The sequence below is a fragment of the Streptomyces anatolicus genome (assembly GCF_019400875.1).
In the GTDB taxonomy this organism is placed as follows: domain Bacteria; phylum Actinomycetota; class Actinomycetes; order Streptomycetales; family Streptomycetaceae; genus Streptomyces; species Streptomyces anatolicus.
This window is the reverse complement of the sequence record NZ_WMBF01000031.1, coordinates 13,778-27,745: the sequence shown is the minus strand read 5'-3', so window position 1 is coordinate 27,745 and position 13,968 is coordinate 13,778. Positions and strand designations below refer to the sequence as shown.

The following is a 13,968-nucleotide window of genomic DNA, read 5'->3' as shown; positions in this document are numbered from 1 at the left end:
CACCCAAGTCGGGCGGCCGCGCGTCGAGCCTGCTGAAGTCCAGCGCCGTGATGGCGGCGGGCACCCTCGTCTCACGCCTCACCGGCTTCATCCGCTCCGCGCTGATCGTCTCGGCGCTCGGCGTCGGCCTGCTCGGCGACACCTTCCAGGTCGTCTACCAGATCCCGACGATGATCTACATCCTCACCGTCGGCGGCGGCCTCAACTCCGTGTTCGTGCCGCAGCTCGTACGCTCCATGAAGGAGGACGAGGACGGCGGCGAGGCCTACGCCAACCGTCTGCTGACCCTCGTCATGGTGGCGCTCGGCGCGCTCACCGTCCTCGGCATCCTCCTTGCCCCGCAGCTGGTGCGCGTGATGTCCGTCCCGGTCGCGAACAATGCCGACGCCACCGCGGTCGGCACCACCCTGCTGCGCTACTTCCTGCCCTCGATCTTCTTCATGGGCGTCCACGTGGTGATGGGCCAGATCCTCAACGCCCGCGGCAAGTTCGGCGCGATGATGTGGACCCCGGTCCTCAACAACATCGTCATCATCGCCACGCTCGGCATGTTCATCTGGGTGTACGGGACATCGGCGTCCTCCGGCATGGAGGTCGACACCATCCCGCCGGAGGCCGAGCGCCTCCTCGGCATCGGCGTCCTGCTCGGTCTCGTCGTCCAGGCCCTCGCGATGATCCCGTATCTGCGCGAGACCGGATTCAGGCTGCGTCCGCGCTTCGACTGGAAGGGCCACGGCCTGGGCAAGGCCGCCAAGCTCGCCAAGTGGACGATCCTGTTCGTGCTGGCCAACCAGGCCGGCGCCCTCGTCGTCACCCAGCTGGCCACCGCCGCCACCACCGACCTGCCCTCGGTCAGCGGCATCGGCTTCGCCGCCTACGCCAACGCCCAGCTCATCTGGGGCCTGCCGCAGGCGATCATCACGGTCTCCCTGATGGCGGCCCTGCTGCCCCGGCTGTCCCGCTCGGCACAGGACGGGGACGCCGGGTCCGTCCGCGACGACATCTCCCAAGGGCTGCGCACGACAGCGGTCGCGATCGTCCCCATCTCCTTCGGGTTCGTCGCGCTCGGCATCCCGATGTGCACGCTGATCTTCGGCTCCTCGGGCAGCGCCCAGTCGACGAACATGGGCTTCATGCTGATGGCCTTCGGCCTCGGCCTGATCCCCTACTCCGTGCAGTACGTCGTGCTCCGCGCCTTCTACGCCTACGAGGACACGCGGACGCCCTTCTACAACACGGTCATCGTGGCCGCCGTGAACGCCGCCGCCTCCGCGGCCTGCTACTACGCCCTGCCCACCCGCTGGGCCGTCACCGGCATGGCGGCCGCCTACGGCCTCGCGTACGCCATCGGCGTGGGCATCGCCTGGCAGCGGCTGCGCAAGCGGCTCGGCGGCGACCTGGACGGCGCCCGTGTGCTGCGTACGTACGCCCGGCTCGGCATCGCCGCCTGGCCCGCGGCGCTGCTCGCCGGTGGCGCCGCCTACGCCATCACCAAGACGCTCGGACAGGGTGTCCTCGGGTCGCTTGCGGCGCTTGCCGGGGGCGGTGCCGTGCTGCTCGGTGTCTTCTTCATGCTGGCCAAGCGCATGCGCATCGAGGAGCTGAACTCCATGGTCGGCATGGTCCGCGGCCGCCTCGGCCGCTGAGGTGAGGGGTACCGCACAACCATCACCGGGTACCGCGTGTCGTGCATAGCACTGGACTGTGGGCACAATTGGCTTTGGCGTCTGACGAAGCGCAACGGATGGGGAGGCAGGAACGACGGTGGCGGAACGGAGCACGGCTGCCGTCGACGTGGCAGACAACAGCGGTGACAAGCCGCTGACCGCCAAGGCGGAGCAGCCCACGGCCGACGGGGTGGCCCAGACCCGGGAGCGGGACACGGCAGCAGACGAAGACGCGGCGGAGGCCCCCAAGCCTCTGAGCCGTGGGGCCTCCTCACCCCCGGAACTGCACAGCGGCCACAAGCTCGCGAGGCGCTACCGCCTCGAGGAGTGCGTCACCCGTCTGGACGGTTTCAGCAGTTGGCGCGCGGTGGACGAGAAGCTCCGCCGCGCCGTCGGTGTGCATCTGCTGCCTGCGGACCACCCGCGGGCCCGCTCGGTGCTCGCGGCGGCCCGTTCCTCGGCCCTCCTCGGCGACCCCAGGTTCGTACAGGTCCTGGACGCGGTCGAGGAGAACGACCTCGTCTACGTCGTCCACGAGTGGCTGCCGGACGCCACAGAGCTGACCACGGTCCTCGCCGCGGGCCCGCTGGAGGCGCACGACGCCTACCAGCTCGTCACCCAGATCTCCCAGGCCATGGCGGCGGCACACCGCGAAGGGCTCGCCCATCTGCGGCTGACCCCGAGCGCCGTCCTGCGCACCTCCTCCGGCCAGTACCGCATCCGTGGCCTCGCCGTGAACGCGGCGCTGCGCGGCATCAGCTCCGACACCCCCCAGCGCACGGACACCGAGGCGATCGGCGCCCTCCTGTACGCCTCGCTGACCCAGCGCTGGCCGTACGAGGACGACGCCTACGGCCTCTCCGGCCTGCCCAAGGACATCGGCCTGATCGCCCCCGACCAGGTGCGGGCGGGCGTCCACCGCGGCCTCTCCGAGCTGGCCATGCGGGCGCTCGTCAACGACGGCGCGACCGCCTCCCGCCAGGACCCCCCGTGCACGACTCCGGAGGAGCTGGTCAAGGCCATCGGCGAGATGCCCCGCATCCGTCCGCCGGAGCCCGCCTTCACCGCGCCGCCCGAGTACCAGCGCACCACGTACCAGCAGGGGAGTTACGGCCGCCCCGCGCCCCACATGGGCGCGACCCAGCCCGTGGTCGCCCCGCCGCCCCCGCTGCAGAGCCGCACCGGCAGGGCCCTCAAGTGGGCCGTCTCCGCACTGCTCATCGCCGCGCTCGGCCTGGGCAGCTGGCAGCTCGCGGACGCCCTCATGGACCACGAGAAGTCGGACGACACCAACACGACGCAGACCAACGGGGGCGACGACAAGGGCCGGTCGAAGCCCAAGAAGCCGATCAGCATCGAGCAGGGTCAGGAGTACGTCCTCAAGGGCGACTCCCAGGACCCGGAAGCCGTCAGCAACACCTACGACAAGGACAGCTCCACGCTCTGGCGGACCGCTACGTTCAGGGACGGCCCGAAGCTCGCCCCGTACAAGCCCGGTGTCGGTATCGTCTACGACCTCGGCTCGGAGCAGGACGTCTCGGTGGCGTCGATAGCCCTTCGGTACGGCGGACCCGACACCACGGTCTCGCTGTACGCCACTGATGCGCTGACGCCTTCGACGCCGATCGACTCCATGAAGAAGATCGGTGGTGTCACCACCTCGGACAAGACCGCGAAGATCGAGGCCAAGAAGCCCGTGAAGTCGCGGTACGTCCTTCTGTGGATGACCGCGCTGCCATACTCCGGCCCCGAGGGGTATTACAGGGCGGGATACAAGCAGGCCATCACGGACGTGCAGTTCAAGGGCTGAGGAATCGGCTCGGCTCACTGGGGGAGGGGGTTCGACGGTGGACGGCACCGCGCACGGTGACATGAATGACCAGGACCTCCTCGCCCGCCATGTCGCCGGCGACGAGGACGCCTTCGGTGAGCTTGTCCGGCGTCACCGGGACCGCCTGTGGGCCGTGGCGCTGCGCACCCTGGGCGACCGCGAGGAGGCCGCCGACGCGGTGCAGGACGCCCTCGTCTCCGCCTACCGCGCGGCGCACACCTTCCGTGGACAGTCCGCCGTGACGACGTGGCTGCACCGGATCACCGTGAACGCCTGCCTCGACCGGGCCCGCAAGGCGGCATCCCGCAAGACCTCACCGATCGACGACGCCGAGCGCCTCGAACAGCTCCTGGAGCCCGCGGAATCAGCGGCCGCCCCCGTCGAGCGGGACGATCTGCACCGGGAACTCCTGGAAGCCCTGGGCACGCTCCCGCGGGACCAGCGCGCCGCTCTCGTCCTGGTCGACATGCAGGGTTATCCGGTCGCCGAGGCCGCCCGCGTCCTGGACGTGCCCGCCGGCACGGTCAAGAGCCGCTGTGCCCGCGGGAGAGCCAAGCTGCTGCCGCTCCTCACTCATCTGCGCACAGAGACACGTCCGCGGACCGGGGGCAGCGGCGAGAACAGCGGAGACGGCGAAGACGCGGAGCCGGGCCCGGGAAGGAACCGGACGCAGGGGACATCCGTCCCACCGGCAGCAGGGCCACGGGATGCAGGGCATCTGGATACCGGGCCACCGGATGCGGGACCAAGTGATTCAGCCGCGGTGAAGGGCGGAGGTGGGCGAGCGTGACAGCCACGACTGACTCGGACGGGCACCCGGAGGTCACCGAGATCTCCGACCTGACCGAGGGTCTGCTCCCCCCGTCGCGCACCAGCGAGGTGCGGCAGCATCTGGACGGCTGTGAGCTGTGCGCCGACGTCTACGCCTCCCTGGAGGAGATCCGCGGCATGCTCGGCACCCTGCCAGGGCCACCGCGCATGCCCGCCGATGTCGCGGGCCGCATCGACGCCGCCCTGGCGGCCGAGGCCCTGCTGAACGCCACCGCTCCGGACGGTCCTCCTTCGACGGATGCGCCCCCCGAGCCTGAGACTGAGCCCGAGACCGAGCCCGCACCGGCCACTCCGGCGTCCACCTCGGCGCGTGTTTCACGTGAAACATCGCCCGCCTCGACCTCCGGCCCCGCCGCCGACCGCCCCGCCGGACGCCCGCGTGCGGCCACCGGTCCAGGGCGCGGTGCCCGTACGCGACGCACCCGCCGCCGTACCGCTGTGCTCGGCGCCGTCTTCACCGCGGCCGCCATCGGCCTCGGCTCGCTGCTGATGCAGACCTGGGGCGGTGACTCGGACGGCACATCCGTCGGCCCCCGGGACACCGCCGCCGACTCGTTCTCCGAGGAAAAGCTCAAGGGGCAGGTCGCGGAGCTGCTCGCCAAGGGCCCCGTCAAGGAACCGCGCGGCGGAAAGTCGGAAGGGGCCAAGGAGTCGGACGGATCCAGTCCGTCCTTCGACACCCGCTCCACCCCGGAGTCCCCCACGGCCGACTCCCCGCTGCGTGGGCTGGCAATCCAGGTGCCCGAGTGCATCCAGCGCGGCATCGGCTCCAGGACCCCGCTCGCCGCCGAGCAGGGCTCGTACGAGGGCAAGCGCGCCTACCTCGTCGTGGTGCCGCACGATTCCGACGCCGGTCAGGTGTCCGCTTACATCATCGACGCCACCTGTGTGGGCAAGTCCTCACCGCGCGTGGGCAAGGTTCTGCTGACGCATTCCTACCCTCAGGGCTGACACGCTTCCGTACGCGCGGGCCCGTCGGGGAATGCACGCCCCGTAGGATCCGTTGGGTGGGGTGAGTAGTCCTGATACAGGCACCCACCAGCAGTACGCAGCAGTCCCCAGAGACGAGGAATCAAGCCGTGACCGACGTCCGTAACGTGATCATCATCGGCTCCGGGCCCGCCGGCTACACGGCGGCGCTCTACACCGCGCGCGCGTCGCTGAAGCCGCTGGTGTTCGAGGGCGCCGTCACCGCAGGCGGTGCGCTGATGAACACCACCGAGGTGGAGAACTTCCCCGGCTTCCAGGACGGCGTCATGGGCCCCGAGCTCATGGACAACATGCGCGCCCAGGCCGAGCGCTTCGGCGCCGAACTGGTCCCCGACGACGTGGTCGCCGTCGACCTCAGTGGTGAGATCAAGACCGTGACGGACACCGCGGGCACGGTGCACCGTGCGAAGGCCGTCATCGTCACGACCGGCTCCCAGCACCGCAAGCTCGGCCTGCCGAACGAGGACGCCCTCTCCGGGCGCGGCGTCTCCTGGTGCGCCACCTGCGACGGCTTCTTCTTCAAGGACCAGGACATCGCCGTGATCGGCGGCGGCGACACCGCGATGGAGGAGGCCACCTTCCTGTCGCGCTTCGCCAAGTCCGTGACGATCGTGCACCGCCGCGACAGCCTGCGCGCCTCCAAGGCGATGCAGGAGCGCGCCTTCGCCGACCCGAAGATCAAGTTCGTCTGGGACAGCGAGGTCGCCGAGATCAAGGGCGAGCAGAAGCTCTCCGGCCTGACGCTGCGGAACCTGAAGACGGGTGAGACGTCCGAGCTGCCGGTGACCGGCCTGTTCATCGCGATCGGCCACGACCCGCGCACGGAGCTGTTCAAGGGTCAGCTCGAGCTGGATGACGAGGGCTACTTGAAGGTCGAGGCGCCCTCGACCCGCACGAACCTGACCGGTGTCTTCGGCGCCGGTGACGTCGTCGACCACACGTACCGCCAGGCGATCACGGCGGCCGGCACCGGCTGCTCCGCCGCCCTCGACGCCGAGCGTTTCCTCGCCGCCCTCGCCGACAGCGAGTCCGCGACGGCTGCCACCGCCTGACCCCCCATCTTCCCCACCGCACCAAGTTAAGGAGACTGCCGTGGCCGGCACCCTGAAGAACGTGACCGACGACTCCTTCGAGGAGGACGTCCTCAAGAGCGACAAGCCCGTACTGGTGGACTTCTGGGCCGACTGGTGCGGCCCGTGCCGCCAGATCGCCCCGTCGCTCGAGGCGATCGCCGCCGAGCACGGCGACAAGATCGAGATCGTCAAGCTCAACATCGACGAGAACCCGGGCACAGCCGCGAAGTACGGCGTGATGTCCATCCCGACCCTGAACGTGTACCAGGGCGGCGAGGTGGCCAAGACGATCGTCGGCGCCAAGCCGAAGGCCGCGATCGTCCGCGACCTCGAGGACTTCATCGCCGAGTAGTCAGCGACGCCGTTTCACGCGACGCACGATGTTTCACGTGAAACACGAATGGACCAGTCCCTCCTGGGGGCTGGTCCATTCTTCTGTCCGGCGTCAGAGCGGTCGGAGCACGGGCTCCTTCTGCACCGCGCCCAGCAGGCGGTCGAGCGCCAACTCGACGTCTTCCTTCCAGGAGAGCGTCGTCCGCAGCTCCAGCCTCAGCCGCGGGTAAGTGGGGTGCGGGCGGACCGTCTTGAAGCCCACCGCCAGCAGGTGATCCGCGGGCAGGAGACACGCCGGCTTCTCCCACCGCGCGTCCCCGAAGGCCTCGATCGCCTTGAATCCTCGGCGCAGCAGATCCTTGGCCACCGTCTGGACGATCACCCTGCCGAGGCCTTGGCCCTGATACTCGGGCATGATCCACGCCGTCATGAGCTGAACGGCGTCCGGGGAGACCGGGCTCGTGGGGAACGCGGTGGAGCGCGGAACATACGCGGGGGGCGCGTAGAGCACAAAGCCCACCGGCACATCGTCGACGTACACGACCCGGCCGCACGACCCCCACTCCAGCAGGACCGCGGAGATCCACGCCTCCTTCTCCAGCTCTGGAGTCCCCGCCTTTACCGCGGCTTGGCCGCTGACCGGGTCCAGCTCCCAGAAGACGCACGAATGGCAGCGTTCGGGGAGGTCCGGGAGGTTGTCCAGCGTGAGCGGTACGAGCCGACGCCCCATGAAGGCGGTTCCTCACTTTCCTCGCCCGCCGCGCAGCGGGCGGCTGTCAGAGCACTGCGTTCCCGGAGCAGGCTGCCGACGAACCCGCCGACCGCTCCCAGCCCCAGGCCTGCGGTCATCAGTCCGGTGCGGCTCATCGATCGCATGGCCCCCGCCTCCCCAATGAGGTGCCGTCAGTGGATGCGCCAAACCCCATCGCATCGTATCCACGAAGTGATTCCATCGATACCGTAGGAAAGCAAAGAGCGGGCCGTGTTCCGGTACAGACCGGACACGGCCCGCTCTCGCGGGATCAGCTCTGTTGGCTCAGGCCTTGCCGTCCCCAGAGGAGTCCTCAGAGGTGTCTTCCAGGTCGTCCTCGGCCTGCCCGTTCTGAAGGACCGGGCCCTCGCCCGGAGCCAGCGTGCTGAGGATGCGCTCCAGGTCCTCCAGAGAGGCGAAGTCGACGACGATCTTGCCCTTCTTCTGGCCCAGATCCACCCGCACCCGGGTCTCGAACCGGTCGGAGAGCCGGGTGGCGAGGCTGCTCAGAGCCGGCGAGAGCCGGGCGCCCGCGCGCGGCCCCTTGGCCTTCGGAGTGCTCTGCGGCCGCGACCCCATGAGGGTCACGATCTCCTCGACGGCACGCACCGAAAGACCTTCGGCCACGATCCGGTGAGCCAGCCGGTCCTGCTCCTCCGAATCCTCGACGGAGAGCAGCGCCCGGGCGTGCCCCGCGGAGAGAACCCCGGCGGCCACCCTGCGCTGCACGGCCGGCGAGAGCTTCAGCAGGCGCAGCGTGTTGGAGACCTGCGGGCGGGAGCGGCCGATGCGGTCCGCCAGCTGGTCGTGCGTGCAGTTGAAGTCCTTGAGCAACTGGTCGTAGGCGGCGGCCTCTTCCAGCGGGTTCAGCTGGGCGCGGTGCAGGTTCTCCAGCAGCGCGTCCAGAAGGAGCTTGTCGTCGTCCGTGGCCCGCACGATCGCCGGGATGCGCTCCAGGCCCGCCTCACGGCAGGCCCGCCAGCGCCGCTCGCCCATGATGAGTTCGTAGCGCGCGGGACCCAGCTGCCGTACGACGACCGGCTGGAGAAGCCCGACCTCCTTGATGGAGGTGACCAGCTCCGCGAGGGCGTCCTCGTCGAAGACCTCACGCGGCTGCCGCGGGTTGGGCGAGATGAAGTCGAGCGGCAACTCGGCGAAGTGGGCGCCGGCCACCGGCGCGTTCTCCGGTACCTCCACCGACTGCTGTTCCGGCTCCACCGTTTCACGTGAAACAGGGCTCTGCGGGAGTGCCGTCACCTTCGCGGCGGCCACCCCCCGCTCGGCGGTGAGCACGGGCACAGCCGAGGGAGAGGTCGAGGCTCCCGCCGCGCGCTGCGGCACCTGCTTCTCTGTCGGGGCCGCAGGGATCAAGGCGCCGAGGCCCCGCCCCAGTCCTCTCCGTCGCTCGCTCACTGCATCCCCTCCGTCGTGCTGTGCTGGTCGTTCTGAGCGCCCGTGTGGGCGTGTTGGACGTCGTAGCGCACCCCGACTCCGCGCAGCGCGATCTCGCGTGCCGCTTCGAAGTAGGAGAGGGCGCCACTTGAGCCCGGGTCATAGGTGAGCACCGTCTGGCCGTAGCTCGGCGCCTCCGAGATGCGGACCGAGCGCGGAATGCTGGTCCGCAGGACCTCGCCGCCGAAGTGGCTGCGCACCTCGTCCGCCACCTGGGAGGCGAGCCGGGTCCTGCCGTCGTACATGGTGAGCAGGATCGTCGAGACGTGCAGGTTCGGGTTGAGGTGACCCCGTACGAGGTCGACGTTGCGCAGGAGCTGGCCGAGTCCTTCCAGTGCGTAGTACTCGCACTGAATGGGGATCAGCACCTCCGCACCGGCCACCAGGGCGTTGACCGTCAGCAGTCCCAGGGACGGCGGGCAGTCGATGAGGATGTAGTCCAGCGGCTGCTCGTAGGCCTGGATGGCCCGCTGCAGCCGGCTCTCCCGTGCCACCAGCGACACCAGCTCGATCTCCGCACCGGCGAGATCGATCGTGGCCGGGGCACAGAAGAGACCCTCGACATCCGTCACCGGCTGGACGACGTCGGAGAGCGGCTTGCTGTCCACCAGGACGTCATAGATGGACGGCACTTCGGCGTGGTGGTCGATGCCGAGAGCGGTGGAGGCGTTGCCCTGCGGGTCGAGGTCGATCACCAGGACGCGTGCGCCGTGCAGAGCGAGCGAGGCGGCGAGGTTGACGGTCGTCGTCGTCTTGCCCACCCCACCCTTCTGGTTGGCGACCACCATGACGCGGGTCTGCTCGGGGCGTGGCAGGCCTTCGCCCGCGCGGCCCAGTGCTTCCACCGCCAGTTGGGCAGCACGACCGATGGGTGTGTCGTCCATCGGGGTCGGTGTTTCACGTGAAACATCCTCCCCCGCCGATTCGGTACGGGGACCGGGGACCGGATCGGTCATCGGTCCCGCGATGTTGGCGTCGGACCGCAACGATTCACTCTCCTCGACATCAGGCTCGCAATGAACAGAGCCTCCCATGCTTTGAGGGTCATGAACCAGCGAGGCCCGGTCTTCTGTGGACGAATCCCCCTCTGTGGACAACTCCGTGCCCTTATCGAGGGAACCGAGGGGCCGACGGTCGCGAGGTTCCGCAGCGCGGCCGCGATTGATGATGCCATGCAGCAGTGAGCGACGTTTCACGTGAAACACGATGCACGGCAGCCGGGGTGCCGCTGGCGCGACACCCCGGTATGCGTACGTTTGGCAGGTTTTGTGGAGTACAGTCCGCCCGCTGTCAAAGCAGGCAGGCAGCGCCCGGCGCACCCAGGCAGCCGAAAGGTCAGCCGCGGCGGCGCCGCGTGCGGCCCGTGCGCGCGGCCTTGGCCCGCTTCGCGGCGAAGCGCACACCGCCCGGGCTCTCCCCGACCTCGACACGCACGACGGTGGAGAGCGGATCCACCACACCCTCACCGACATGCAGAACCGAGGTGCCCACCGCACCGAGCTTGCTCAGCGCGGATCCGGCAGCCTTGACCTCTTCCTCGGCGGTGTCGCCCTTGAGGAGAAGCATCTCCCCGTAAGGACGCAGCAGCGGGACGCCCCAGGCCGCGAGGCGGTCCAGCGGCGCCACGGCCCGTGCGGTCACCACATGGACCGGGGGCAGCTTCCCGAGGACCTCCTCGGCGCGGCCCCGCACGACCGTCACGTGGTCGAGGCCGAGCAGCTCGACGACCTCGGTGAGGAAGTTCGTGCGCCGCAGCAGGGGCTCAAGGAGCGTGATCTTCAGGTCCGGGCGGACGAGGGCCAGCGGGATGCCCGGCAGGCCGGCACCGGAGCCGACGTCGCACACCGTGACGCCCTCGGGCACGACCTCGGACAGCACCGCGCAGTTCAGCAGATGCCGCTCCCAGAGCCGGGGCACCTCCCGAGGGCCGATGAGGCCTCGCCGCACTCCCGCATCGGCGAGCAGCTCCGCGTACCGGACCGCGTCCGTGAAGCGATCGCCGAATACCGCCCGGGCCTCTTCAGGCGCCGGGGGGAGCTGCTCCGCATCCTCCGTCACGGGGACCGTCCTTCCGTACCGCACTGGGGTGGCTGACTATCAGGCTGACAAAGACCGGCCCCGCCTGTGAACAGACGGGGCCGGGAGATACGCGGTACCGCTCAGGCGGGGAGTACGACGACGAAGCGCTGCGGCTCCTCGCCCTCGGACTCACTGCGCAGACCGGCGGCCTTGACCGCATCATGCACGACCTTGCGCTCGAACGGCGTCATCGGCTGGAGCTTGGCCGGCTCACCGGAGCTCCGGACCTCGGCCGCGGCCTTGGCGCCGATCTCCGAGAGCTCCTCGCGCTTCTTGGCGCGGTAGCCCGCGATGTCCAACATCAGGCGGCTGCGGTCACCGGTCTCGCGGTGCACGGCGAGACGCGTGAGCTCCTGGAGCGCCTCCAGGACCTCGCCGTCCCGGCCGACCAGCTTCTGCAGGTCACGGCTCGCGGTGTCGCTGACGATCGAGACAGCGGCCCGGTCGGCCTCGACGTCCATGTCGATGTCGCCGTCGAGGTCGGCGATGTCCAGCAGACCCTCGAGGTAGTCCGCCGCGATCTCGCCCTCCTGCTCGAGGCGGGTGAGAGTGTCGCCGGCCTCAACTGCGGCGGAGGTGGTGCCTTCCGTCACGGGATGGACTCCTTCTACTTCTTGGAGGACGGGTGCTTGGGCCGCTGCTGGCCCTTGCGCTGCTGTCCCGACTTGGCTTTGCTGCGCGTTCCGGAGCCGGGCTTGTTGCCCGTGGTGCTGCCGCCCGTCGGCTTGGCCTTGGGGGTGGCGTCCTCAGGCTGGTCCTGAGCCTTCTCCAGCGACGTCTTGGGTTCCTCTTCGCCCTCGGCCTTGGCGGCGGCCTGCGCGATGGCGGACTGGCGCTTGGCCTTGCTCTGCCGCTTGGGCTGCTGGCGCCGCGGGGCGCCGGCGGCCGTGGCCCCGTCCTCGGTCGCCGTGGCGACGGTCTCGCTCTCCACCACGGTGCCGTCGGCCTGGGCCGCGAGGCCCGCCTTGGTGAGGCCGTTGATGAACTTACGCTCGAACTCGTTGCGGTCCCGGCCCTTGGCGACGATCGCCTTGATGACGTTCGCGTTGCCGCGCCCGCGCACCTTCTTGTGGTGCGTGACCTGCTTCTGCAGGCGCTCCAGGTAGGCGGCCTGCGCCTTGGAGCCCGGCGTCGGGTTCCTGCGGATCACGAACATCTGCTGGCCCATGGTCCACACGTTGGTGGTCAGCCAGTAGACGAGGACACCGACGGGGAAGTTGATGCCGAAGACGGCGAACATGATCGGGAAGACGTACATCAGCATCTTCTGCTGCTGCATGAACGGCGTCTTGACCGTCGTGTCCACGTTCTTCGTCATCAGCTGGCGCTGCGTGAAGAACTGCGACGCCGACATCAGGATGATCATGACCGCGGTGATGACACGGACGTCCGTGAGGGAGGCGCCGAGCGAGGCGACCTTGTCCGCGCCGTCCGTGAACTTCGCGGCCAGCGGGGCGCCGAAGATGTGCGCCTTACGCGCGCTCTCCAGGAGAGGCCCGTCGATGACCCCGATTTCCTTGCCCGTCGCGATGCCGTTCAGCACGTGGTAGAGGGCGAAGAAGAAGGGCGACTGCGCCAGGATGGGAAGGCACGAGGAGAGCGGGTTGGTACCCGACTCCTTGTACAGCTTCATCATCTCTTCGGACTGGCGCTGCTTGTCGCTCTTGTAGCGCTCCTGGATCTTCTTCATCTCGGGCTGCAGCGTCTGCATGGCCCGAGTGGCCTTGATCTGCTTCACGAAGAGCGGGATCAGGCAGATACGGATCAGGATCACCAGGGACACGATGGACAGGCCCCAGGCCCAGCCCGTGTCGGGGCCGAAGATCTTCCCGTACACCGAGTGGAACTGGACGATGACCCACGAAACTGGTGTGGTGATAAAGCTGAAGAGACTGGCAATCGTGTCCACTAATCAGGCTCCTTGAGCATGGGACGGGGTCTCGGTCTCGGCAGCCGTGCTCGGGGGAGGAGCCCCGGTCGGCGCGCCTGCGGCGGAGGGCCCGCCCTTGCGTTCGCGCCAGGCGGCGCGCAGCATCTCGTGCCACCGCGGACGCTTGCGCGGCGGAACATGGTCGACACCACCGAGCGACCACGGGTTGCACCGCAGGATGCGCCAGGCGGTGAGCGCCGTTCCCTTGAGCGCACCGTGCCGGTCGATGGCCAGGTAGCCGTAGCGGGAACACGATGGGTAGTACTTGCACACCGGGCCCAGCAGCGGACTGATCGTCCACTGGTACAGCTTGATCAGGGCCAACAGCGGGTACTTCATCGCGCGCCCCCTCCCAGCAACCGCTGCAAGGCGGCATCCAGGTCTCGGGCCAGCTGTGCATGGTCGGCGTCACCCGCTCCGGGCAGCGCTCGTACGACTACCAGGCTACCGGGGGGCACCGAGGCCAGCCGGTCGCGCATGAGGTGGCGAAGCCTGCGCTTCACCTTGTTGCGTACGACTGCTCCACCCACGGCCTTGCTGACAACGAAACCCGCACGTGTCGGGGGAAGGCTCTCCCCAGGCACGTGCGGGTCCGTTGCACCGCTACGTAGATGGACGACGAGAAGCGGGCGTCCAGCCCGGCGTCCTCGGCGTACCGCGGTCGCGAAGTCTTCGCGCCGCCTCAGCCGATGCTCGGTAGGCAGCACGACGTCATGACCTGACTGAGATCAGGCGGACAGGCTGGCGCGACCCTTGCCACGACGGTTGGCGAGGATCGCGCGGCCGGCGCGGGTGCGCATCCGCAGGCGGAAGCCGTGGGTCTTGGCGCGACGGCGGTTGTTCGGCTGGAAGGTGCGCTTGCTCACTCGGGGGCTCCAGAAATGATCGTGTGGTGGCGGGACATCGCCTGGCTGTCACCGTGCGCCCACGAGAAGCTCGCGAATACGCACCGAGTGCACCGCTTCACAATCACAGATCGTGATCTTTGCCCATCGGAGGCAGGCGGCAGCAGCCATCGACAACTCGACCTG

At 69.1% G+C, this 13,968-nt stretch carries 15 protein-coding genes; 6 read left to right on the top strand and 9 right to left on the bottom strand.

Features of this window, described 5'->3' with window-relative positions; translation table 11 throughout:
* From murJ to trxA, 6 genes are all read left to right on the top strand, one after another.
* On the top strand, positions 1-1,646 hold a 1,646-nt coding region (gene murJ / locus GKQ77_RS05855; protein WP_219687632.1), incomplete at its 5' end, for a murein biosynthesis integral membrane protein MurJ.
* Positions 1,647-1,764: 118 nt separating this feature from the next.
* Complete coding sequence (locus GKQ77_RS05850) at positions 1,765-3,477, top strand: protein kinase family protein (RefSeq protein ID WP_219687631.1); 1,713 nt, start codon at positions 1,765-1,767, stop codon at positions 3,475-3,477.
* A gap of 37 nt (positions 3,478-3,514) precedes the next feature.
* Positions 3,515-4,288 carry an RNA polymerase sigma factor SigM gene (gene sigM, locus GKQ77_RS05845; RefSeq protein ID WP_219687630.1) on the top strand — a complete coding sequence of 258 codons (774 nt, stop codon included), beginning with the start codon at positions 3,515-3,517 and terminating at the stop codon, positions 4,286-4,288.
* Positions 4,285-5,280, top strand: a complete 996-nt coding sequence (locus GKQ77_RS05840) for an anti-sigma factor family protein (protein WP_219687629.1) — start codon at positions 4,285-4,287, stop codon at positions 5,278-5,280. The genes sigM and GKQ77_RS05840 overlap by 4 nt, the downstream gene beginning before the upstream one ends.
* Before the next feature lie 128 nt (positions 5,281-5,408).
* Positions 5,409-6,371, top strand: a complete 963-nt coding sequence (gene trxB, locus GKQ77_RS05835; RefSeq protein ID WP_219687628.1) for a thioredoxin-disulfide reductase — start codon at positions 5,409-5,411, stop codon at positions 6,369-6,371.
* A gap of 40 nt (positions 6,372-6,411) precedes the next feature.
* Positions 6,412-6,744, top strand: coding sequence for a thioredoxin (gene trxA / locus GKQ77_RS05830; protein ID WP_219687627.1), 333 nt, complete (start codon positions 6,412-6,414; stop codon positions 6,742-6,744).
* Positions 6,745-6,837: 93 nt separating this feature from the next.
* On the opposite strand, the gene GKQ77_RS05825 is transcribed toward trxA, so the two are convergent.
* From GKQ77_RS05825 to rpmH, 9 genes are all read right to left on the bottom strand, one after another.
* Complete coding sequence (locus GKQ77_RS05825; protein WP_219687626.1) at positions 6,838-7,455, bottom strand: GNAT family N-acetyltransferase; 618 nt, start codon at positions 7,453-7,455, stop codon at positions 6,838-6,840.
* Positions 7,456-7,761: 306 nt separating this feature from the next.
* Complete coding sequence (locus tag GKQ77_RS05820) at positions 7,762-8,889, bottom strand: ParB/RepB/Spo0J family partition protein (RefSeq protein ID WP_219687625.1); 1,128 nt, start codon at positions 8,887-8,889, stop codon at positions 7,762-7,764.
* Positions 8,886-9,962, bottom strand: coding sequence for a ParA family protein (locus tag GKQ77_RS05815; RefSeq protein ID WP_219687624.1), 1,077 nt, complete (start codon positions 9,960-9,962; stop codon positions 8,886-8,888). Before GKQ77_RS05815 ends, GKQ77_RS05820 begins: the two co-directional genes overlap by 4 nt.
* Before the next feature lie 301 nt (positions 9,963-10,263).
* A complete protein-coding gene (rsmG, locus tag GKQ77_RS05810; protein ID WP_372459834.1) occupies positions 10,264-11,010 on the bottom strand; it encodes a 16S rRNA (guanine(527)-N(7))-methyltransferase RsmG in 747 nt (248 codons plus the stop codon).
* A 77-nt stretch (positions 11,011-11,087) separates the two neighbouring features.
* A complete protein-coding gene (locus GKQ77_RS05805; protein WP_219687622.1) occupies positions 11,088-11,600 on the bottom strand; it encodes a Jag family protein in 513 nt (170 codons plus the stop codon).
* 14 nt (positions 11,601-11,614) lie between these two features.
* On the bottom strand, positions 11,615-12,916 hold the full coding sequence (gene yidC / locus GKQ77_RS05800) for a membrane protein insertase YidC (RefSeq protein WP_219687621.1): 1,302 nt from the start codon (positions 12,914-12,916) through the stop codon (positions 11,615-11,617).
* A gap of 3 nt (positions 12,917-12,919) precedes the next feature.
* Complete coding sequence (gene yidD / locus GKQ77_RS05795) at positions 12,920-13,276, bottom strand: membrane protein insertion efficiency factor YidD (RefSeq protein WP_219687620.1); 357 nt, start codon at positions 13,274-13,276, stop codon at positions 12,920-12,922.
* On the bottom strand, positions 13,273-13,644 hold the full coding sequence (gene rnpA / locus GKQ77_RS05790) for a ribonuclease P protein component (RefSeq protein WP_219687619.1): 372 nt from the start codon (positions 13,642-13,644) through the stop codon (positions 13,273-13,275). The genes yidD and rnpA overlap by 4 nt, the downstream gene beginning before the upstream one ends.
* Before the next feature lie 21 nt (positions 13,645-13,665).
* Positions 13,666-13,803 (bottom strand): 50S ribosomal protein L34, encoded by a 138-nt coding sequence (gene rpmH / locus GKQ77_RS05785; RefSeq protein ID WP_006381191.1) that lies wholly within the window; start codon positions 13,801-13,803, stop codon positions 13,666-13,668.
* Positions 13,804-13,968 lie beyond the last annotated feature (165 nt).

What these genes read in the sequence shown, in the direction of transcription:
- GKQ77_RS05825 (WP_219687626.1), bottom strand. Translation starts at nt 7,455, where the DNA reads ATGGGGCGTCGGCTCGTACCGCTCACGCTGGACAACCTCCCGGACCTC.
- GKQ77_RS05815 (WP_219687624.1), bottom strand. Translation starts at nt 9,962, where the DNA reads ATGGGAGGCTCTGTTCATTGCGAGCCTGATGTCGAGGAGAGTGAATCG.
- yidD (WP_219687620.1), bottom strand. Translation starts at nt 13,276, where the DNA reads ATGAAGTACCCGCTGTTGGCCCTGATCAAGCTGTACCAGTGGACGATC.